Origin of the sequence: Pseudorhodobacter sp. (genome assembly GCF_034675685.1) — a bacterium.
In the GTDB taxonomy this organism is placed as follows: domain Bacteria; phylum Pseudomonadota; class Alphaproteobacteria; order Rhodobacterales; family Rhodobacteraceae; genus Pseudorhodobacter.
This window is the reverse complement of record NZ_JAUCDA010000019.1, coordinates 31,838-52,900: the sequence shown is the minus strand read 5'-3', so window position 1 is coordinate 52,900 and position 21,063 is coordinate 31,838. Positions and strand designations below refer to the sequence as shown.

Annotated in this window: 17 protein-coding genes; 13 read left to right on the top strand and 4 right to left on the bottom strand. The window is 59.2% G+C overall.

Features of this window, described 5'->3' with window-relative positions; all coding sequences use genetic code 11:
- Positions 1-21 precede the first annotated feature (21 nt).
- Complete coding sequence (locus tag VDP61_RS16915; RefSeq protein WP_323008037.1) at positions 22-768, top strand: rhomboid family intramembrane serine protease; 747 nt, start codon at positions 22-24, stop codon at positions 766-768.
- A 79-nt stretch (positions 769-847) separates the two neighbouring features.
- Here the strand turns inward: VDP61_RS16915 and metF are convergent, their stop codons facing one another.
- Complete coding sequence (gene metF / locus VDP61_RS16910; protein ID WP_323008036.1) at positions 848-1,717, bottom strand: methylenetetrahydrofolate reductase [NAD(P)H]; 870 nt, start codon at positions 1,715-1,717, stop codon at positions 848-850.
- A 93-nt stretch (positions 1,718-1,810) separates the two neighbouring features.
- Here metF and VDP61_RS16905 point away from each other — a divergent pair, with 93 nt between their 5' ends.
- The gene (locus VDP61_RS16905) at positions 1,811-2,716 is read left to right on the top strand and encodes a LysR family transcriptional regulator (protein WP_323008035.1); all 906 of its coding nucleotides are present in this window, start codon (positions 1,811-1,813) and stop codon (positions 2,714-2,716) included.
- 112 nt (positions 2,717-2,828) lie between these two features.
- Here the strand turns inward: VDP61_RS16905 and VDP61_RS16900 are convergent, their stop codons facing one another.
- Positions 2,829-3,752 carry a LysR substrate-binding domain-containing protein gene (locus VDP61_RS16900; RefSeq protein ID WP_323008034.1) on the bottom strand — a complete coding sequence of 308 codons (924 nt, stop codon included), beginning with the start codon at positions 3,750-3,752 and terminating at the stop codon, positions 2,829-2,831.
- 107 nt (positions 3,753-3,859) lie between these two features.
- Between VDP61_RS16900 and VDP61_RS16895 the strand changes: the two genes are divergently transcribed.
- Positions 3,860-5,077, top strand: coding sequence for an acyl-CoA dehydrogenase (locus VDP61_RS16895; protein ID WP_323008033.1), 1,218 nt, complete (start codon positions 3,860-3,862; stop codon positions 5,075-5,077).
- Between the two features lie 274 nt (positions 5,078-5,351).
- On the opposite strand, the gene VDP61_RS16890 is transcribed toward VDP61_RS16895, so the two are convergent.
- Entirely contained in the window at positions 5,352-5,837 is a 486-nt protein-coding gene (locus tag VDP61_RS16890; protein WP_323008032.1) for an SH3 domain-containing protein, read from the bottom strand.
- 277 nt (positions 5,838-6,114) lie between these two features.
- Positions 6,115-8,325 carry a hypothetical protein gene (locus VDP61_RS16885; RefSeq protein ID WP_323008031.1) on the bottom strand — a complete coding sequence of 737 codons (2,211 nt, stop codon included), beginning with the start codon at positions 8,323-8,325 and terminating at the stop codon, positions 6,115-6,117.
- Positions 8,326-8,671: 346 nt separating this feature from the next.
- On the opposite strand from VDP61_RS16885, the gene VDP61_RS16880 reads away from it, so the two are divergent.
- The 10 genes from VDP61_RS16880 (at position 8,672) to radA (ending at position 21,047) form a co-directional block, all read left to right on the top strand.
- Positions 8,672-10,972, top strand: a complete 2,301-nt coding sequence (locus VDP61_RS16880) for a glycosyltransferase family 2 protein (protein WP_323008030.1) — start codon at positions 8,672-8,674, stop codon at positions 10,970-10,972.
- Between the two features lie 232 nt (positions 10,973-11,204).
- Positions 11,205-12,239 (top strand): glycosyltransferase family 2 protein, encoded by a 1,035-nt coding sequence (locus VDP61_RS16875; RefSeq protein ID WP_323008029.1) that lies wholly within the window; start codon positions 11,205-11,207, stop codon positions 12,237-12,239.
- 160 nt (positions 12,240-12,399) lie between these two features.
- Entirely contained in the window at positions 12,400-13,347 is a 948-nt protein-coding gene (locus VDP61_RS16870) for a phosphoadenosine phosphosulfate reductase (RefSeq protein WP_323008028.1), read from the top strand.
- Positions 13,348-13,621: 274 nt separating this feature from the next.
- Positions 13,622-14,662 (top strand): dihydroorotase, encoded by a 1,041-nt coding sequence (gene pyrC, locus VDP61_RS16865; protein ID WP_323008027.1) that lies wholly within the window; start codon positions 13,622-13,624, stop codon positions 14,660-14,662.
- Between the two features lie 101 nt (positions 14,663-14,763).
- Complete coding sequence (locus tag VDP61_RS16860; protein ID WP_323008026.1) at positions 14,764-15,447, top strand: orotate phosphoribosyltransferase; 684 nt, start codon at positions 14,764-14,766, stop codon at positions 15,445-15,447.
- A gap of 237 nt (positions 15,448-15,684) precedes the next feature.
- Entirely contained in the window at positions 15,685-17,178 is a 1,494-nt protein-coding gene (locus VDP61_RS16855; RefSeq protein WP_323008025.1) for a replicative DNA helicase, read from the top strand.
- 274 nt (positions 17,179-17,452) lie between these two features.
- Positions 17,453-18,505 carry an alanine racemase gene (alr, locus tag VDP61_RS16850; protein WP_323008024.1) on the top strand — a complete coding sequence of 351 codons (1,053 nt, stop codon included), beginning with the start codon at positions 17,453-17,455 and terminating at the stop codon, positions 18,503-18,505.
- A 170-nt stretch (positions 18,506-18,675) separates the two neighbouring features.
- Positions 18,676-19,047, top strand: a complete 372-nt coding sequence (locus VDP61_RS16845) for a hypothetical protein (protein WP_323008023.1) — start codon at positions 18,676-18,678, stop codon at positions 19,045-19,047.
- Positions 19,048-19,163: 116 nt separating this feature from the next.
- On the top strand, positions 19,164-19,607 hold the full coding sequence (locus VDP61_RS16840) for a paraquat-inducible protein A (RefSeq protein WP_323008022.1): 444 nt from the start codon (positions 19,164-19,166) through the stop codon (positions 19,605-19,607).
- 81 nt (positions 19,608-19,688) lie between these two features.
- Positions 19,689-21,047, top strand: coding sequence for a DNA repair protein RadA (radA, locus tag VDP61_RS16835; RefSeq protein ID WP_323008021.1), 1,359 nt, complete (start codon positions 19,689-19,691; stop codon positions 21,045-21,047).
- Positions 21,048-21,063 lie beyond the last annotated feature (16 nt).

Below are 21,063 nucleotides of genomic sequence, written 5' to 3'. Positions count from 1 at the left end.
CGGATCGGGAAGTTAGAAGCGATGTTTCCGATCCGCGATCATAACCCTTCGGGGCGGGTGCCCTATGTCACTTATGGCCTGATCCTGTTGAATGTCGGGATTTTCGCAAGCTATTGGCTGACCGTTCCGAATGAGCCCCGGCTTGCCATGTTCTTTATTGAATGGGGCGTGGTGCCGCGCCGCGTGATGGCGGGGCATGGCGTGCATGGGCTGTTCACCTCGATGTTTCTGCATGCGGGGTTGATGCACTTAGCCGGTAACATGCTGTTTTTATATATCTTTGGTGACAATCTGGAAGATATTCTGGGGCATGCCCGCTATCTGGGGTTTTACCTGTTGTCCGGGCTGGCCGCAGCCGGATTGCAGATTTTTGCAGATCCAGCCTCGGGGGTGCCGATGATCGGGGCCTCGGGGGCGATTGCGGGGGTGATGGGCGGCTATCTGCTGCTGTTTCCCCGCGCCAAGATTGATATCTTGTTGATTATTGTAATCTTTTTCCGGATTTTCCCAATTCCGGCCTGGGTGATGCTGATCGTCTGGTTCGGGTTGCAACTGCTCAGCGGGTTTTCTGTATCCGGTGATGACGGCGGCGTCGCCTATTGGGCACATGCGGGCGGCTTCAGTGCCGGGCTTTTGATGATGATTCCAGTGTGGATCGGGCTTGGTGGTCCGGCGTTCTGGAACCGAACGCGCGGGCAACCGCCGCACCCGGTCGCAAAATATCAAACCGTAACATCCGGCATCCCACGCGTTGGACGACGCAAATGAGGGCTGGCAAATAAAAAGGGGGCGGATTGCGCCGCCCCTAAGGTTCCAGGGTCGTTTCAAAAACCTGTCTGCCGCAGCCTCAGGCCACGTTCTGCAAAGCCACTTGTGGCGTTACACCAAGGGCGTGGCAGACTTCACGGGTCAGGTGCGGCTTGTTCAGGGTGTAGAAATGCAAATCCTTCACCCCTTCTTGCATCAGCGTATCGCACAGCTCGGTGCACAGGGCGGTTGCCAGCAATTCCTCGCGGCCGTCGCGCTTGGCGGCAGCAAACGCGTCATCCAGCCATGCAGGAACTTGCGTGCCGCAGCGGGCAGCGAATTTCTTGGTGCCCGCCCATGACTGGATCGGCAAGATACCCGGAATAATGGGGGCGGTGATCCCTTCTTTGGCGCAGGCATCGCGGAATCGCAGGAAAGTTTCCGCCTCAAAGAAAAACTGGGTCATGGCGCTGGTCGCCCCCGCGTCGATCTTACGCTTGAGAAAGCGCACATCGGCAAGGCTGTCGGCGGCATCGGGGTGCGGTTCGGGGTAGGCGCCGACGCGAATGGTGAATTTTCCGGTCTTGGCCAGCGCCGAAACCAGCTCTACCGAAGAGGCAAAACCATCGGCATGGGGGGTAAAGCGCGGCGCCCCTTTGGGGGCATCGCCACGCAGGGCGACAATTTCTGTGACCCCTGCCGCAGCATAGCTTTCGGCGATCTCAAGCGTTTCGGCGCGGGTCGCATCAACGCAGGTCAGATGTGCCGCCACGTTCAGCCCGTAATTATTGGCAATCGCGCCCACGGCCTCATGCGTCAGTTTGCGCGTCGTGCCGCCTGCCCCATAAGTCACCGATACGAAACTGGGGTTCAGGGGCGCCAGCGTTTGCACTGTGTCCCACAGCCGGAACGAGGCATCCAGCGTTTGCGGTGGGAAAAATTCGAATGAGATGTTCGGTGTCTGGGTCATTATATAAGCTCCTGCTCTGACCCCTCTTGTCGCCGATTTTGCGATGTGAGACAAATTCATTATACTAATCATGTTTATGAGGTTGACCACATAATGCACATAGAGTTCCGCCACCTGCGTACCATCCGGGCCATTCATCAGGCCGGCGGCCTTGCCCGTGCTGCCGATATGCTGAACATGACGCAATCCGCGCTAAGCCATCAAGTCAAAGGGTTGGAGGATCAGGCCGGGGTGGAATTGTTCGTGCGCCGCTCCAAGCCGCTGAAACTGTCGGCGGCGGGAATACGGATGCTGCGGCTGGCCGAACGGATTTTACCCGAGATTGACGCGCTGGAAGAAGAGTTTCGCGGGTTGCGATCGGGCAAGACCGGGCGGCTGCATATCGCGATCGAATGTCACGCCTGTTTTGAATGGCTGTTCCCGGTGTTGGAACTGTTCCGCCGCGCCTGGCCCGAGGTGGATGTGGATATTCGCGCAGGTCTGGCCTTCGAGGCCCTGCCAGCCTTGCAGCGCGAGGAAGTGGATCTGGTAATCTCCAGCGATCCCATAGCTTTGGCGAATGTGGTTTTTAACCCGCTGTTTGATTATCACCCGATGTTCGTTGCCAGCGCCCAAAACCCGCTGGCGAAAAAACCGATGATCGAGGCCGAGGATTTTCGCGACCAGATGCTGATCACCTATCCGGTAACGCGCGACAAGCTGGATGTGTTCACCGAATTGCTGACGCCGGCCAAGGTGGAACCCCGCGGCACACGGGCGGTAGAGCTGACCGCCGTAATCTTGATGCTGGTGGGGTCGAACCGGGGGGTTTCTGTGCTACCTGATTGGGTGCTGCGGGATTTGCGCAGCAACGCAGATTATGTGACGCGTCCATTGGGGCCGCAAGTGATCACAAAGCGCCTTTATGCGGCGACGCGCGACGAAGACGCGACCAAACCTTTCATGGCACATTTCCTGAAACTTGGGCGATCTGAGCCGGTAAAGCTGCAACGCGGCTGATCAGGCCGTGCGGCGAACTCTTGCTGTTACGGCGTTTCGTCTTTGACTTGAAACGCTTTGTCAAGCTGCGTTCCAGCCCCCATCGCACCGTCGGCATTCTGTGGCGGCAGGGTCAAGCCAAAGCCTGCGGTATTTCCTGCAAAGGCTGTTTCGGGGCATCGGCCAAAATCCAGTCGCGAAACTGCCGGAATGCCGCAATCTCAAGGCTGCGCTGCGGATAGGTCAGCGCATAGGGCGTGCCCGAAATCATCGACCGGGCCGAGGCCAGCCGCAATCCCCCCGCAGCAAGGTCAGGCGCTACAAACAATTCCGGCACCAGCGCCAGCCCAAGCCCCGCCCGTGCCGCCGCCAGCACCATGCCGAACTGTTCAAACCGCGCGCCGCGCAAAATGGTGATCGGGTCCAGCCCCGCGTTCAAAAACCAATCAAGCCACAGGTTCGGCCGCGTTGCCTGCTGCAACAATGGCAGGCGGGCCAGATCGGCATCTTCCAGCTTTCCCACCTTGGGCAACAGCGCCGGGGCGGCCACCACGACCAGCCGCTCCTCGGCCAGAATATCCATCTGCGCGCCCCGCAGCGGGGGTTGCGCCCGGATAATGGCAACATCGCGCGGGTCACGTTCAAAATCCAACGGGGTCAGGGTGGCGGTCATGTCAAAGGTGACCTGGGGCGCAAGGGCGGCATAATCTGACAATCGCGGGATCAGCCAAAGGGCTGCAAAGGTCGGCAACACCGCCAACCGCAGCACATCACGGTGCCCGCCAAAGGACATGACGGTGAGCGCTGCGCGGTCCAGATCGGCCAGCAGCCGCTCGGCCTCGGGCAAAAGCGCGCGGCCAGCATCGGACAGCACAAGACGCTGGCGGATACGGTGAAACAGCGCCACCCCCAGCCGCGCCTCAAGCGTGGTCAGCGCCCGGCTGATCGCGCTTTGCGTCAGCCCAAGGGCTGCGGCGGCGCGGGTGGCCGTGCCGGTGCGGGCGGCTTGGACAAAGGCCTGAAGTTCGGGCAAGGTGGGGGTATAGGCGTGGCGCATCCCCTGACTTTATGCGCAAAGCTCATCAACTTGCAAAGCTTATTCATTTGAATACGGGTCGGTTTGCGGCTATTTACAGCCAGACCCTGCTGAAATGGAGCCGCGCGATGGACAAGCCAAAACTGAAAGCCAAGGATGCCCCCGATCTGGGCCGTTTCGATTGGGAAGACCCCTTTCGTATCGACGACCAATTGACCGAAGAAGAACGGATGCTGCGCGATGCTGCCCGCACCTATGCCCAGGAAAAGCTGCAACCCCGCATCACGGCCGCCTATCGTGACGAATCCACCGATCCCGGCATTTTCCGCGAGATGGGCGAGATGGGCCTTTTGGGTGTGACCGTGCCCGAGGAATACGGCGGCATTGGCGCCTCTTATGTGGCTTACGGCCTGATCGCGCGTGAGGTGGAGCGGGTGGATTCGGGCTATCGCTCGATGATGTCGGTGCAATCCAGCTTGGTGATGTATCCGATCTATGCCTATGGTTCTGAAGAACAGCGCAAGAAATATCTGCCCAAACTGGCAAGCGGCGAATGGATTGGCTGTTTTGGCCTGACCGAGCCTGATGCAGGCTCTGACCCCGCCGGGATGAAGACCGTCGCCAAGAAAACCGCCAATGGCTATGTTTTGAACGGCGCCAAAATGTGGATTTCCAACTCTCCCATCGCCGATGTTTTCGTGGTCTGGGCGAAATCTGACGCGCATGGCGGCAAGATTCGCGGCTTTGTGCTGGACAAGGGCACGAAGGGGCTTTCGGCACCGAAAATCGGTGGCAAACTTTCTTTGCGCGCCTCGATCACCGGGGAAATCGTATTGAAGGATGTGGAAGTGGGCGAAGATGCCTTGCTGCCACATGTCGAAGGCTTGAAAGGGCCGTTTGGCTGCCTTAACCGGGCGCGCTATGGCATTTCATGGGGTGTTCTGGGCGCGGCAGAGTTTTGTCTGCATGCCGCCCGCCAATACGGGCTGGACCGCAAGCAGTTCAACAAACCCATTGCGCAAACCCAGATTTACCAGCTGAAACTGGCAAATATGATGACTGATATTTCGCTGGGTATGCAGGCCAGCCTGCGCGTTGGGCGGCTGTTGGATGAGGCGAATGCCGCACCAGAGATGATCTCTATCGTCAAGCGCAACAATTGCGGCAAGGCGCTGGAAATCGCCCGCCATTCCCGCGACATGCATGGCGGCAACGGGATTCAGGAAGATTACCAGATCATGCGCCATATGGTGAACCTTGAAACGGTGAATACCTATGAAGGCACCCATGACGTGCACGCCCTGATTTTGGGCCGTGCGATCACCGGCTTGCAGGCGTTTTTCTAAGACCATTCCCCCTCCGCCGGCTACAATTCGGCGGAGGGCCCCTTGCCTGCGATGCGCAGGCATAGCGCCGCCAAGGGGCGCGCACCCCATCTGATCACCGCAGATTTTGTCCGATCCCCGAGTGGTTCATCAAGCGTGAAACCGCCAAAGCGTTTCGCCTTGAATCTGGCGCATCTATCGCGGCCTTAAGTCTTGGATTTCAACGCGGTATGTGATGGGCTCTGTTTCGGGTCAACATCAAAACGCCATGATGATATCGGGCCCAGATACCCGATCATTCCATCAAATAGCCCCCATGCGCCCAACCCGCCACGCCATTTATCATCTCGACCCGTCGCCATGCGCCTTGCGCATCCAGCAGGCGCACACGGTCGCCGGGGTACATGCGGCGAATGATATCATAGCCCGCCCCCGGCCCGGCGCGCAGGTTCAGATAGCCGTCATTGGTTTGCGTGACGGTAAGCAATTGACCGAATGCCAGACGCGCCTCAAGAAATTTTCCCGAAGTCCAGCCCATGCGCCCGGCTTGGTGCTGCACGCGGTACCATGTGCCGCTCACCTCCAGCACGTCAACCGCATCACCGGGATACATGCGCTGCAAGATGTCGAACTGCACCCCCGGCCCCGTGCGCAGGTTCAGATAACCGTCATTGGTTTGCTTGACATACAGCGTTTCCGCCGCTGCGCCACAGGTCACAAACACGGCCATCGACGCCACAAGGAACGCCGCCGCAAACATGGAAAAAATGCGCTTCTGCATCCTATGCCCTCCTCAACGGTTCCCCCTATCACAGCAATCTGCGTAGCAAAAAACAAGCTGTCATTTTGGAAAGGGATAAGGTTTCGGGTCAGGACGGCTTTGAAAGCGGCGGCCTTCGCCATCGCGCAGCCGCGATTTCCCAACGGTTCTCATGGCGACTGCGATAACCCTTTGCCTTTGGGCGCAACCGCCGCGCCCCTTTTCAGGGGTGCGGCCCGGCCCAACCTTGAGGCGCTTTTTGCCTTGGCAAAACGCAACGAATGGCGGGAGAGGCCCCTTACATCTTTTCCATCGCCTTGCGAATATGCCGGTTGCCGCCATGGGTCAGCACCCAGCGACCCATACGGCGGGCAAGCTCTGGGTGGCCTTTGTCCAAGGCCCGTTTGAACAGCTCTTTTTGATAGCGGGCAAACCCTTTGCGCGCCCGCAGCTTTTGGTAAAACTCCGCTTCGCTCAGGGTGCCATTCAACGCGGCCAGCACGATGGGCGACAGAATTCCCATCTGTTGCAGGCTTGACCCCAACCGATGCCCCAACAGCGGCGCGCGCAGTTTCACCACGTTCGCGGCGTTAAAGCGGTTCACATGGCCTGCATCCAGCGGCTCATAGGGGTCATAGATCAGCGTGACCCGCCCCGCCGTGGCCGACACATGGGCCGCATCGCCATACGGCCCCGAAAAATCCCGGCCCCAAGCGGTTTTATACCGCGTCTCGAACGGCACCAGCGTTTTGTCCAGCGTTGATTGCGGTGAGATTGCCACCACATCCGCCCCAGGACAGGCGAGCGCAAAGGCGCAGGCCCCATAGGCGCCCATTGATGCGCCGTAAAACACCACGCGCTTGAAAGGCTTGAAAAACCCATTTTCTTTCAAGTCATCAAACTGCGCATACACCCAAGGGTCACGAAACCAGGTCCAGCCCGCCGCCGTCACCCCCAGCATCGACCAGCCCTGTTTCTCAATAAAGGCAAACCCCCAAGGCCGCTTGTCATCGCGTTTTTCCATCGCGATATCAAGGTTGTCAAACGTCACCACCAATGTATCCGAGCGCTTGATGAACAGCATCGCATGCTCACCCCCTTCGCGGTAAAACCCGTCCTTGCCCGCCAGGCCAGCAGCGATTTCGGCCCAGCTTTCTTCGGCTTGCGCGACCATCGGAACGATGACATCCGAAGCGGTAAACAAAACCCGATGAATGTCTTTGCCACCCTCATTTCGGCTGCTCAGTTGCGCAACCGTGCCGCGCGGTCTTAAAAACGGATATGCGCCCGAACCCTTGCGGATATCGGTAATCAGGCAGCCCGACGGGGCAAGGCCACGGTTCAGAACCACGTCCAAAGGGCCAATCTTGTGCACATCGCCAAACCCCGACAGGTTGGTGACAAGCTGCGCTGGCACAAGATCTTCTGGCTTGGCCACCACCCGAATCCGGTCAAAGGGCACGCCGTTATCGGTCAGGAATTGCCGATAGGGGGCGACCCAATCGGATGGGGTTTCCGGCCAACCGCCCTTGGGGTCAATATCAATCAGGTCAATCGCACAGCCCCATTTGCCCCAGGCCGCCAGCGCTGTGGCCTGCGCCGTGCCGCCGATATCGGCAAAGCGCCCCACAGCATCCAGTGGCACCAGCCCCACCAGCCCCGCATCAAACACATGCCGCCCCCGGCCCGTGATCGGCGCGGTTTCGGGCTGGATATCATGGCGGGCCAGCAAGGCGGCCAGATAGCTGCCCTCGGGCGGCACGCCACCATGCCGCCGCCCCAACTCGCGTTTGTTCGAGGCCCAAAGATGCAGCGCCGTGGTCCGGGGCGACAACAGCTTTTCCAGCTTGCCTGCGGGGCGCAGGAATTTCAGCCGATCGGGAAAGGTGATCGGATAAAACGCGTCGAGCGGCTGCACCTTGTCCAAAATCTGATGTTTATGGGCAAAATGCGTTACCATCAGCGGCCCCCAGACCCCCCAGGGCTGCTGGCTGACATGCACCGGCGCGCCTGCTGCGGCTGCGGCGCGGTATTCCTCTTGCAGGCTTTGTTTCAGGAACGGCGGCACCGCGTGGCGATCTTGCATGAAATCCAGCATATCGGCCAGCATCGCGCAATCCGCAGGCAGGCCCAGCACCGCATTATTCACCCGGTGTTCGCCCGGCAATTCAAACCCCAGCACATAATCGCTGTCATAGGCCATGGGCCGGTGGCAATACACATCGGTATCAACCCAGATCATGCCGGGGTTTTGCGCGATCATATGAATGCGGAAATAATCGGCAAACAGCGCGAAACTGTCTTTCTTTTCATATTTGATAAAATCATCGGTATCGAGAATGTCGCGCCCATCGCGACAGATAACCCCTTCCGGCACATTCGGAATATCTGCATAGGAAAAAAGCGTGATCTTCTGGCCTTGGTCCACAAAGCTTTTCAGGCAAAGCTGCTCCATCCAGCTTAGACTGCCGCCGATCCAAACTGTGCCAACCTCGCGTATCCGTGCCATTCTTTGCTGCCTTGCTGTTGTCTGGCCACACCCATGGCCTGATTTTTTTCTGGGCGTCGTTGCGGTGGTCTGCGCCCGGTCACTGATGCAGATATCGCGTTTCGACTTTGACTTGAAACATAACCTACCACATAACGCGTTGAAATCCTTGATTTCAGACAGCGATATGTAAGAAAGGCCTCAAGGCAAACAGCCATAAAGATACAATCTGTCGAAATTATGATGATTTGCCAATGGCTAGCGGTGATTATCCTCAGGGTTTGCTTGGCCGGTGCATCATTTCCGTGATAAACCCATCGGGCAAAGGTGGCATAAGGTCGCTTTTCAGGGATGAATGGGGCAAGTTATGGGCAAGAAACCCACAAAACCGGCTGAGGAAATTGGCCAGATGCTCCACCGCCAATTGGGCGCGCGGGTGTTGGGTGCCGATGGTTTGGGCCTGCTTTTGGAAACTGTGCGGGTTTCATCCAGCCGTGTGCATCTCTTTTTCGGCAATGGCACCAGAATTGACAGTTTTGCCCCCGACCCGGTTGCGGGCTGCGCTGTGCCGCTGGATTTACGCGATGTCTCGGGCGCGGCAATGATAGCCGTCGAGGCCGAGGGCGCGGTGGTTTTGGCGCGGGCCGATGGCACAACGCTGGAACTGGAGGCGACACCAGCGGAATATGCGTATCTGGCGGGGCGCAATTGCCTGCTCGGCTTTCGGACCGAGGAAAGCCCGGCGCAGATTGCCGAATGGCTGGGCTATCATGCCCGCCATCACGGCGCGACAGGGGCGTTGATTGTGAACCGCCTGCCCGATGCCAACCCGGCGCGTTGGGCGGCAAAGCTGGCCAACGCGATGAAAGATATTGATATCCGCCTTGTGCTGCTGGATTGTCCGGTGCCACTGGGCAAGCCGGGCTATGGGCCGGAAAACCACCCTTTCCTTGCCCCCGATGCCCCCGGCAAGGACCGCATGGAGCCGCCAGCGCCCGACCCGTGGCGCGCGCCTTTGGGCGAAGGCCTGATCTTTGAGGCGGTGAAATGGCGGTTTTTGGCCGCTGCCCGCGCGGTGCTGACGCTGGATGTGCCAGATATTCTGGCCCCGCCCCCCGAGGGTACAGAAAATGCCTTTGACCAATGCGTCACGGCCAGAAATGGCGTGATCTTGCTGGCGGGTCAGCGCATTTACCCGTGGCGCGTGCGCAATGGCGCAGAGGCGCTGTTTGGTGACCATATCTGCGCGCCGTTCGATATTGGCAAGCCGGTGATGCGCTGGGGCGTCGCCCCGAAAAAGGCGGGTTTGTCAAACACATGGCGGATGATGCGGGTGGCCTATACCAACCCGGACCCGCAGTCGGCCCTGCCGTTTTTCCGGGCGATGGCGATCAAGGTGCCGGGGCGCAATGCCTCGGAACTGGCCCCCAAGACCTCATTGGTTGAAAGCGCCGCGCTGGTCGCCATGGCCGAACACGTCTTCTTCCATAAACCCGTTCGTGCCCCCGTTTCGGAAATGAAGGCCGCGCCCAAAGCCGCAACCCGCGCCGGGCGCACGGCGATTGTGACAACGATGAAAAACGAAGGCCCGTTTATCCTTGAATGGCTGGCCTATCACCGCGCGATCGGTGTCGATGATTTCCTGATTTATACCAATGATTGCACCGACGGCACCGATACCATGCTTGATATGTTGCAAACCAAGGGCATCGTGCAGCATCGGGTAAACCCGTTCGTTCCGGGCGGCCAGCTAAAGCCACAGCACGCGGCCTTGCAGGCGGCGGAATCCGAACCTGTGATGCAAGACTGCGGCTGGGGCATCTGCATGGATGTGGATGAGTTTATCAACATCAAGATCGGTGACGGCACTTTGAACGCGCTTTACAAAGCGATGGGCGAGGCGAATATGATCTCGCTGACCTGGCGGCTGTTTGGCAATAATGATGTGCACGGCTATAAAGACCATTTCTTGCTGGAGCAGTTCACCGCCTGCGCGCCCGAGGTGATCCGCAAGCCGCATCAGGCTTGGGGATTCAAGACGCTGTATCGCAATATCGACATCTATAAAAAGCTGGGGGTGCATCGGCCCAAGGGCTTGATCCCTGATCTGTGGGACCGGGTAAAATGGCTGAACGGGTCAGGCAAGCCCCTGCCCCGCACGATGTTCCGCAATGGCTGGCGCTCTACGCTAGAAACTTATGGCTATGATTGGGTCAGCCTGAATCATTACGCCGTTCGCTCGGCTGAAAGTTTTTTGGTCAAGCGTGATCGGGGCCGGGTGAACCATGTCGATCGGGATCAGGGATTGAACTATTGGTTTCGGATGAATCATAATCTGCAACAAGACCAATCCATTCAACGCATGATCCCCTTGATGCGGGCCGAATATGACCGGCTGATGGCCGACCCCGATATCCGCGCGGCGCATCAATTTTCTGTGGCGTGCCACCGCGCCAAGATTGCGGAGCTGCTGGAGACGGAAAACTATCGCACCTTCTACGCCGAGCTGACAGGCGCGCGTATGGAACGGCTGTGCAAATTGCAGCAACATTTTGGGTCGGCAGTGTTTTCTGCCGGCCCGGCCGTTATTCCCGAGGATTTGCATGAACGCGACCTTGCCCCGGATTTTTTCTTTACGGTAGAACATGATGGTGAGGCCGGGCATTGAGCGGGACAGGGTTTCCAAACACCGGCTTTGGCGGCCTGCCGAAGCGCTGCCGTGCCTCAGGGGCCGTGGCGAAAGGGGGGCCAGCCAAAGCTGACTTGTCACTATACCGCCGCACCGCAGGCAGCGGGCGCCTGGATCAAGGGAAATATCCAGCGCTTTTCCAGAAACGCCTGATAGAAACGCGGCCCACTGGCGCGCGCCTACAGGCAGACCCGGCAGAAAGGCTGACCACATGCGCGCCCTCGCCATTCTGACACTGCGCAATGAAGGCGCATTCATTCTGGAATGGCTGGCGCATCACCGGGCCTGTGGCTTTACCGATTTTCTTGTATTTTCCAATGATTGCACGGATGGCACCGATGCAATCCTGGACCGATTGCAAGAAATGGGGCACCTGACCCATATCCGCAACGATGGCCCGCACAATGAGGGGCCGCAATGGGCGGCGCTGAAAGCGGCCGACAAACACCCGCTGGTCAAAGCGGCCGATTGGATCTTGGTTTTCGACATTGATGAGTTCGTCAATATCCATGTGGGTGACCACCGCTTGCCCGCGCTGCTGGCCGCCCTGCCCCAGGCCACGGCAATTCCGTTGACGTGGCGGCTGTTTGGCAATGCGGGCCTCATCGGTTATGAAGATCGTCCTGTCACAGAGGTCTTTACCCGGACCGCCCCTGCCGTGCTGCATTGGCCTTGGCGGGCGGCGCTGTTCAAAACGCTGTTTCGCAATGATGGCAGCTATGAAAAGCTGGGCGTTCATCGGCCACGCAGCCCGCGAAATACCGATGCCCAGCGCTGGTTTGATGGGACGGGGCGCGAATTGCCGCCCGAGTTTCACCGCGGGCGCATTTTCTCACCTTTTGGCCGTGACAATTACGGGCTGGCGCAGTTGAACCATTATGCCTTGGGGGCGATGGAAAGCTATTTGGTGAAATGTGACCGCGGGCGCGCCAATCGTGACGCCTCAAACTTTGATCTGGGCTATTGGGCAGAACGGAACTTCAGCGAGGTGGAGGACCTGAGCATTCAGGCCCTTGCCCCCCGCAGCAAACCGCTTTTGGCCGAGTTGCGCGCCGACATTGTCCTGAATGACCTGCACCAAAACGCGGTGCTTTGGCGCAAACAGCGCTTTGCAGATTTGATGCAGGATGAAAACTGGCGCGAGTTGTTCGGGCGGCTTATGCTGTCACGCCCAGCCCGGTGCTTGACCGAAAGTCAGGCGCGGCTGATCTGGCAGCACGGGGCCAAACCGAACCCCAGGGTTTGACCCCAGCTTGGCAACAATCCTGACTGGCTGTTTCGCAAAAACCCGTTCATGCCACCGTATTGCCCAGATCTGCGCCCCTTTTGTGCCACGTCACGCAGGCATATATATCTTTACAGTCAAATTGTGCCGAAACCCGAATAGTGTGAGTGGTAAATTCCCTATGTCCCAAATTGAAGAGACCAAAGCCTCTGCCCCCAAACCTGCCCAGCCCTTTGACCGCGCGCGATGGCTGGCTTTGTTGCGTGAAATGGGCGAGGGTTCCGGGGCGTTCGAGGCGTTGGGCGAACATCACTGGGCAATCTTGAATGAAGACGGCAGCACGCTGGTTGTCAGCTTTGATCGGCTGGAAGATATACAAGCGCTGGAACCGGGCCAGATGCCGCATATTTTTGGCCAGGCCACGCAAAACGGCTGGTCACATCTCAGCCTGATCAGCGAAGGCGAAACCTGGTATCGTGACAAGGCGGTCTTTGCCTATCTGGACAGGCTGGTGGATACATCGTTCTTTGACGATTATGACCGCGTGGTCTTTTATGGCACAGGCATGGGCGCCTATGCGGCGGCGGCCTTTTCGGTCGTGGCCCCTGGCTGCACCGCTTTGCTTGTGCAACCCCGCGCCTCGCTCGACCCCGAGATCGCCGGTTGGGATACCCGATTCATGCACGCCCGCCGCCTGAATTTCAATGATCGCTACGGCTATGCCCCCGATATGATAGAGGGGGCCAACCAGGTGTTCACCCTGCATGATCCTTATATGCGGCTGGATGCGATGCATGTAGCGCTGTTTCGCAAACCCCATGTCATCAACCTGAAGGCACGCTTTCTGGGCGACAGTGCAAGCGCGGCTTTGTCTGAAATGGGAATTTTGCCAAAGTTGGTGAAGGCCGCCTGCGAGGGCAAGCTGACAGCCAGAACCTATAGCAATCTTTGGCGCGAACGCCGCGGCTTTGGCAGCTATCTGCGTTGGATTTTACGGGCCTGTGGCGAGGCGGGCCACCCCAGACGCGAAGCCATGATCTGCCGATCCGTGACCAGCAGGCTACGCGCCCCTGGATTTCGTAAATATCTGGAAAGGCTTGAAAAAAGCGGCTCACTAGAGGAACAATAACCTGCCCCGTTTGTAAACCCGGCCTGTTGATACACCGCAACAGCAAACAAAAAGCGCCGGGCACGGCCCGATTGTGCCTGTGCGCGCCTGGCTTTACCGTATTGAAACGCAGCCACCCCCCCTGCCTCGGGATTGGCGGCGCCAAGGTGGTTTCAATCGGAACTGGAGGCGCTACAGGCCCAAGCCCTGTGGCAAAAGAGGCGATCAGGGCATTGCGCGATTTTCGGCTTTTGTCTCTGGAAAACGCGCGGCGAATAGGCTAGCGCTTGGCGCCATGACACATAGCCTTACCATGCCCCGCCCCGATGACTGGCACCTGCATTTGCGCGATGGCGCAGTGCTGCACGGCGTGCTGCCCGAAACCGCCCGCCATTTCGCGCGTGCGATCATCATGCCCAATCTGGTGCCGCCGGTGGTCACGCTGGCCGATGCGACCGCCTATCATGCCCGCATCATGGCAGCCTTGCCAAAAGGCATGACGTTCGAGCCGTTGATGGTGCTGTACCTGACCGAAGGCACAGACCCGGCTGATGTCGCCGCCGCGGCTGCATCCGGGCTGGTCAAGGCCGTGAAACTTTATCCTGCTGGTGCCACCACCAATTCCAATTCCGGTGTGCGCGACTTTGACAAGGTGCGCCCCGTGCTGGAAAAGATGGCCGAAATTGGCCTGCCGCTGTGCGTCCATGGCGAGGTGACCGACCCCGAGGTGGATATTTTCGACCGTGAGGCGGTGTTCATTGACAGCGTGCTGGACCCGCTGCGCCGCGCGACGCCCGGCCTAAGGGTGGTGATGGAACATATCACAACAATGCAAGGCGTCGCTTATGCCCGCAGCGCTGGCGATGATCTGGCGGCGACGATCACCACACATCACCTGATCCTCAACCGCAATCATATCCTGGCCGGGGGGATCAAGCCGCATTATTATTGCCTGCCGGTGGCCAAACGCGAAACGCATCGGCTTGCCCTGCGCGCCGCCGCCACGTCGGGCGAGGCGCGGTTCTTTTTGGGAACAGATTCCGCACCCCATGTTGACGCGCTGAAAGAACATGCCTGCGGCTGCGCCGGTTGCTTTACCGCCACCAACACCATGGCCCTGTTGGCCCATGTGTTTGAAGAGGAAGGCGCGCTGGACAAGTTGGAACATTTTGCCGCCCGCAACGGTCCCGGCTTTTATCGCCTGCCCGTGAACGAGGCAACGATCACCCTGACAAAAGGTGAGCCCGCCAAATGGCCTGATAAAATCCTGACCGAAGCAGGCCCCGTTACCGTTTTCAACCCCGGCTTTCCCGTGCACTGGCATGTGGACTGCTGATCCCGCATCTGTTCCCCCACACCCGCCTTGGGCACACGACCTGTCCGCACAGCCCTTGGCGGGGATAATTGAAAACAGATGCGGCACAAAGGACCAAAGCAATGATCCCCACAAGCTTTCCGCCCGCCGCTGAAATCTCTCGCTTGACTGCCAAGATGCTGTTGGAAATCAAAGCGGTGCACTTCAATACAGCCGCGCCGTTCACGCTGGCCTCGGGCCTGCCAAGCCCGACCTATATTGATTGCCGCAAGTTGATCAGCTATCCGCGCATCCGGTCCACCTTGATGGATTTCATGGCTGTCACCGTCATGCGCAATGCCGGGTTTGAGGCCTTCGACAATATCGCGGGCGGCGAAACCGCGGGCATTCCCTTTGCCGCTTTGGTGGCCGAACGCATGGCGCTGCCGATGACCTATGTGCGCAAAAAGCCCAAAGGTTACGGCCGCAACGCCCGTATCGAAGGGGTGATGACCGAAGGCCAGCGCGTGCTTTTGGTCGAAGATCTGACCACCGATGGCGGCAGCAAGCTGTCCTTTGTCGATGCCATCCGCGAAACCGGCGCAAGCTGCGCGCATACCGCCGTGATATTTTATTACGATATTTTCCCCGATACGGTGCAAAAGCTGGGCGATCATGGCGTGACATTGCATCATCTGTGTACATGGTGGGATGTGCTGGCCGAGGCCCGCGCCAGCGCCGCCTTTGATGAGGCAACCCTGACCGAGGTTGAAAGTTTCCTGACTGCGCCCCGCGCCTGGCAAGATGCCCACACAGCGAAACCCTGACGCCAAAGTTACCCCCAGATATTTTTTTGCGGGCGCTTTGGGGACAACCCGGCCAAGAATCGCCGATCTGGCGGGGGCCTTTGTGGTTTTCCGCAAGATATGGTAGGGTTGGGCGTGTATTCTACAAGTCTTGCGGTTTTCCACAGGGTTTCGCTATGGTTATCCACAGAGTTATTGGCCTTTCAGGCCAGCACATTCATGGCGTAGAAGACAGGCGGGCAGATAAAGAGGTAGGTCATGAACGAAATCGCCGCGATCAAGCACACACTTCCAGCACAGGTTGAAACGGCATCCCTGCCCCATAACATCGAGGCCGAGCAGCAACTTCTGGGCGCGATCCTGACCAATAACGATGTCTATGACCGTATTTCCAGCCTTGTGAAGGCCGAGCATTTCTATGACCCGGTCCACAGTCGGATATTTGAGATTGCCGCCGCGCGCATTCAGAAAAACGCCCTCGCCTCGCCCGTCACCCTGAAGGCGTTTCTCGAAGATGATGCGGGGCTGAAAGAGCTTGGCGGGCCATCTTATCTGGCGCGGCTGGCGGGTGCTGCGATTTCCAGCTTTGCGGCGCGCGATTATGCGCAGATGCTGTATGATTTGGCCGTGCGGCGCGAATTGATCGGCCTGGGGCGCGATATTGCCGCCAAGGCCGCCAAAGTAGATGTCGCATCCGAGCCCAAAGAGCAGATAATCGAGGCCGAACAGCGGCTCTACAAACTTGGTGAGCAGGGCGTTGCCGAACGCGGATTTCAAAGTTTTCTCAAGGCGGTAACCGAGGCTGTCAATGTCGCCAACGCCGCCTATCAACGCGATGGCGGGCTGGCGGGCACGTCAACCGGGCTGATTGATCTGGATAAGAAACTTGGCGGTTTGCACCCGTCGGATTTGCTCATTCTTGCCGGGCGCCCGTCGATGGGCAAAACCTCGCTTGCCACCAATATCGCGTTCAATATTGCCAAGGCCTATAAGCGCGGCCGCCTGCTTGACGGTTCGGAAGGCGCGGTAGAGGGCGGGGTTGTCGGCTTTTACTCTCTGGAAATGAGCGCCGAACAGTTGGCGGCGCGGATCTTGTCAGAGGCGTCCGAGGTGCCTTCGGAACAAATCCGGCGCGGCGACATGACCGAGGCCGAGTTCCGCCGCTTTGTCGAGGCCGCCAAAAGCCTTGAGGCCTGCCCGCTTTACATCGACGACACGCCAGCCCTGCCCATCTCGCAAGTGGCCGCCCGCGCGCGCCGCCTGAAACGCACCCATGGTCTGGATGTTTTGATAATCGACTACCTGCAACTGCTCAAAGGGACCGGCAAGGGCGAAAACCGGGTTAACGAAGTGTCCGAGATTACCCAGGGCCTGAAAGCCATCGCCAAAGAACTGAACATCCCCGTCATCGCCCTGTCGCAGCTCTCGCGTCAGGTCGAGTCGCGCGAAGACAAACGCCCGCAACTCTCCGACCTGCGCGAATCCGGCTCGATCGAACAAGATGCCGATGTGGTGATGTTCGTCTACCGCGACGAATATTATAAAGAGCGTGAAAAGCCGGGCGACCATGAGTTGGAAAAAATGGCACAATGGAAATCGGTGATGGAAAGCGTCTATGGCAAGGCCGAGGTCATCATCGGCAAGCAGCGCCACGGCCCTATCGGTTCGGTGGAACTATCCTTCGAAGGCAAATTCACCCGCTTTGGCAATCTTGTCAAAGCCTGGCAAGAAGGCAGCGACCAAGGCTATTGACCGCAAAAGAGGGGCGTGGCATTGGCTCGGCCGCAGCCCCGTCTTTTTTCATCTTGGCTGAAATACCTGAATCGGCCCACCCCAAACGCATGCCATCGCGGGCCTGTACCGCCCCTTGCCACAAAGCCACGGCAGTGCCGCGCGCAGGGGCCTCAATGGCCCCAAGCGTGGCTCCCCGCCGCCGCCCATCCAAAGGCCTGCGGCAAGGGGGCCAATAGCTGCGGCAAACGCCGATTCCTCTTGACCTGAAACCACAAGCAGTCAAAACAATCTTATGTCTACAGCAACCCTCTCCATCGACCTCGACGCAATCGCCGCCAACTGGCGCGCGCTTGATCGTTTATCCGGCGCCCACACCCAGACAGCGGCTGTGGTCAAGGCCGATGCCTATGGTTTGGGCGCGGGCCGGGTTGCACGGGCGCTGGCCACGGCCGGCGCGCGGCGCTTTTTCGTGGCCTGCGCCGAAGAGGGCGCCATCTTGCGCCAGGCCCTTGGCAATGGCCCGCAAATTTCGGTGTTTTCCGGCCATATGGCTGGCGACACCGATATGATCAGTGACCTTGGCCTGACGCCGATGCTCAATTCCATTGAACAGATCACCCGCCACCTTGAGGCTCTGCCCGGCCATTCCTTTGGCATCCAGCTTGATACCGGAATGAACCGACTTGGCATGGAAGCAAGCGAATGGGAGGCGGTTGCGGCTTTTGTGCTCGACGCGGGTCCTGAAATCCTGATCAGCCATCTGGCCTGCTCGGATGAGCCAGAGCATGAGATGAATGCCTTCCAACTTGCCGAGTTTCACGCAATGACCGATGGCATTGATGTGCCCCGCTCGCTTGCCGCAACCGGGGGCATCTTTCTTGGCCCGGAATATCACTTTGATCTGACGCGCCCCGGCATTGGCCTATATGGTGGTCTGCCCTTTGAAGAGGCCCTGCCGGTGGTCGCCCTGTCGCTTCCCGTGATTCAGTTGCGCGAATTGACCATCGGCGAAACCGTCGGCTATGGCTGTACCTGGGTCGCCGAGGGCCCGTGCCAGATCGCCACGGTTGCGGGCGGATATGCCGATGGCCTTTTGCGCGCCCTTGGCAATCGCGCCGTGCTTTGGGCGGGCGATGTGCCCTGCCCCGTGGTTGGCCGGGTGTCGATGGATATGATCACGGTTGACGTCTCACATCTTGAACAGGCGCCGCGCACGCTTGATATCCTTGGCCCACAGCAATCGGTTGATGATCTGGCCGAGGCCGGCGATACAATCGGCTATGAGATTTTGACAGGTCTGGGTGCGCGCTATACCCGTCGCTATATTCAGGGCGCGTCCGGCTAGCCTGCTCTGGGCCCAAGGGCCAGCCCCACTTTGCGTCCTTGCAGCCCAGAACGCGGCCGCAAGGCCGCAGGCGACCAACAAAGGAACCCGCACACCATGCAAGGATTCGCCCCGCCAGCCCGCCCCTACGCCAAAACGCCGCCAGCAGCCCTTGCCGCCGGTCTTGTCTGATGGGCGCGGGTCAGGCGATTCTGATCTGGTTCATCGGTTCCGGCATTGCCTGCGTTCTGCTTCTGGCTTGGGCGGCGGTCGTTGGGTTGGGCGCAGGGCGTCACCGCGCCCTTGCCATGACCCTGCTTGCCCTGACCGGGGCCTTGGCAATACTTCCCAGCGGTCTGGACCGTTTGCGCAAAGACATGATGTTTCCCTTTTCACCAGCCCTGTTTATCGGGGCGACGCTATGCCTGCTTGCCGCCGGGATTTTGCTGTGGAAAATGCGGCGCACGGCCGAGATGCGGCGCAGCGCCGATCTGGGGCTTGCTGCCTGCCTGAACCTTTGGCTGGCCCTTTGGGTGGTATTGACGCCGCTGTCGTATTTCTGAGCCTTGGGCCAAAGCAACCGACGCATCCCAGCTCTGGCCCGCAAAAGCAGTAAAGCCACCTTGACGCCCCGCCGTGCCTTGCCCAAGTTGCGGCAGGGTAGCAAAGGGCAAAGCTGGTGAAACGAATACGCGCGGTCTTGATTGCCGTGAACCTGTCCTTGTTGGTCCTGTTCCCGCTGTCCTGGTTTGCGCCGATGCTGCGGGCGGGTTTACTGCCGTTTTTCGGGCTTTCGGAAATTTCCGTAGTCTCGGGGCTGCAGGCCCTATGGCAAAAGGATGTGGTGCTGGCGCTGCTTGTCACCTTCTTTGCCATCTTTGCGCCCTATCTCAAGACCATCGGGCTGGCCTTGATGCAGTTTCGGCTACTGTCGCCCCGTGTGGCCCCGGCGCTGCATATTTTGGGCAAGCTGGCGATGGCCGATATTTTCCTGATCGCGCTTTACATCATTCTGGTCAAAGGCATCGGGGTGGCGCGGGTTGAAACGGCCTGGGGGCTGTATCTGTTCAGCGGCTGTGTTTTGGCCTCGCTTGCCTGTTCATTACTTGGGTCAAAGCGCTGAACACCGCGGTTTTTCCACATATCGCCCCTGCGCAACCGCCAAACAGCTTGCACCTTGGGCTGGGGCATTGCATCAAGGCGTATGGCAAAATCATCCGCTGCTTTCACCTGTACTGCCTGCGGCGCCGCCCATAAAAAATGGGCCGGGCGCTGCGAGTCGTGCGGCGCGTGGAATGCGGTGATTGAAGAAGCGCCGCTATCGGCTGGCCCGAAATCGCTTGGCGGCAAGGGCCGCACCATCGCGCTGACCGATCTTGCCACCCAATCCGCCCCGCCCCCCCGCGCAATCTGCGGTATGGATGAATTTGACCGCGTTTTGGGTGGCGGTCTGGTCGAGGCCTCGGCCATCCTTGTTGGTGGCGACCCCGGTATCGGCAAATCGACGCTGCTGCTGCAAGCCACCGCTGCTTTTGCCCGCAATGGGGTGAAATCCATGTATATTTCTGGCGAGGAGGCTACGGCTCAGGTGCAGATGCGCGCCCAACGGCTTGGCCTTACCGATGCCCCCGTGATCCTTGGGGCCGAAACCAACCTGCGCGACATTCTGACCACGCTGGATGCAGAACGCCCCGGCCTTTGCGTCATCGATTCCATTCAAACCATGTGGCTTGATACGGTAGACAGCGCCCCCGGCTCGGTTTCGCAAGTGCGCTCTGCCGCGCATGAACTGGTGACTTTTGCCAAAAAGCGCGGTGTGGCGATTATACTGGTGGGCCATGTCACCAAAGATGGCCAGATCGCAGGCCCGCGCGTGGTTGAACATATGGTCGATACCGTCTTGTATTTTGAGGGCGAGCGCGGCCACCACTTCCGCATCCTGCGCGCGGTGAAAAACCGCTTTGGCCCGGCGGCGGAAATCGGCGTGTTTGAAATGACCGGCGACGGGCTGGCGCAGGTCACCAACCCTTCGGCGCTGTTTTTGTCGGACCGCGACAAGCCCGCCCCCGGATCAGCCGTTTTCGCCGGGATAGAAGGCACGCGCCCGGTGCTGACCGAGATTCAGGCGCTGGTTTCGCCCTCGCCCCTGGGCACTCCGCGGCGCACGGTTGTCGGGCTTGATAGCGGGCGGTTGTCGACGATTCTTGCCGTGCTGGAGGCGCGCTGCGGCATCCCCTTTGCGGGGCTTGATGTCTATCTGAACGTGGCTGGCGGTATGCGTGTTTCAGAACCCGCCGCCGATCTGGCCGTCGCTGCCGCCCTGCTTTCGGCGCGCGAAGATGTTGCAATTCCGCCAGATATGGTGCTTTTCGGTGAAATCAGCCTGTCGGGCGCGTTACGTCCCGTCTCTCAGACCGAAAACCGGTTGAAAGAAGCGATGAAACTTGGTTTCACACAGGCAATAGCGCCCTCTCGGTCAAAAATGGCCGGGGTTGATGGGATGACTGTCCGCCAAATGCCGGATTTGACGGCTTTTGTGGGCGAAATGTTCGGGGCTGGTTAACGCACCCCAAGGGAGA

What these genes read in the sequence shown, in the direction of transcription:
- VDP61_RS16915 (WP_323008037.1), top strand. Translation starts at nt 22, where the DNA reads ATGTTTCCGATCCGCGATCATAACCCTTCGGGGCGGGTGCCCTATGTC.
- VDP61_RS16895 (WP_323008033.1), top strand. Translation starts at nt 3,860, where the DNA reads ATGGACAAGCCAAAACTGAAAGCCAAGGATGCCCCCGATCTGGGCCGT.
- alr (WP_323008024.1), top strand. Translation starts at nt 17,453, where the DNA reads ATGTCTACAGCAACCCTCTCCATCGACCTCGACGCAATCGCCGCCAAC.
- VDP61_RS16880 (WP_323008030.1), top strand. Translation starts at nt 8,672, where the DNA reads ATGGGCAAGAAACCCACAAAACCGGCTGAGGAAATTGGCCAGATGCTC.
- VDP61_RS16875 (WP_323008029.1), top strand. Translation starts at nt 11,205, where the DNA reads ATGCGCGCCCTCGCCATTCTGACACTGCGCAATGAAGGCGCATTCATT.
- radA (WP_323008021.1), top strand. Translation starts at nt 19,689, where the DNA reads ATGGCAAAATCATCCGCTGCTTTCACCTGTACTGCCTGCGGCGCCGCC.
- VDP61_RS16860 (WP_323008026.1), top strand. Translation starts at nt 14,764, where the DNA reads ATGATCCCCACAAGCTTTCCGCCCGCCGCTGAAATCTCTCGCTTGACT.
- VDP61_RS16905 (WP_323008035.1), top strand. Translation starts at nt 1,811, where the DNA reads ATGCACATAGAGTTCCGCCACCTGCGTACCATCCGGGCCATTCATCAG.
- VDP61_RS16890 (WP_323008032.1), bottom strand. Translation starts at nt 5,837, where the DNA reads ATGCAGAAGCGCATTTTTTCCATGTTTGCGGCGGCGTTCCTTGTGGCG.
- pyrC (WP_323008027.1), top strand. Translation starts at nt 13,622, where the DNA reads ATGACACATAGCCTTACCATGCCCCGCCCCGATGACTGGCACCTGCAT.
- VDP61_RS16855 (WP_323008025.1), top strand. Translation starts at nt 15,685, where the DNA reads ATGAACGAAATCGCCGCGATCAAGCACACACTTCCAGCACAGGTTGAA.
- VDP61_RS16870 (WP_323008028.1), top strand. Translation starts at nt 12,400, where the DNA reads ATGTCCCAAATTGAAGAGACCAAAGCCTCTGCCCCCAAACCTGCCCAG.
- VDP61_RS16900 (WP_323008034.1), bottom strand. Translation starts at nt 3,752, where the DNA reads ATGCGCCACGCCTATACCCCCACCTTGCCCGAACTTCAGGCCTTTGTC.
- VDP61_RS16845 (WP_323008023.1), top strand. Translation starts at nt 18,676, where the DNA reads ATGGGCGCGGGTCAGGCGATTCTGATCTGGTTCATCGGTTCCGGCATT.
- VDP61_RS16885 (WP_323008031.1), bottom strand. Translation starts at nt 8,325, where the DNA reads ATGGCACGGATACGCGAGGTTGGCACAGTTTGGATCGGCGGCAGTCTA.
- metF (WP_323008036.1), bottom strand. Translation starts at nt 1,717, where the DNA reads ATGACCCAGACACCGAACATCTCATTCGAATTTTTCCCACCGCAAACG.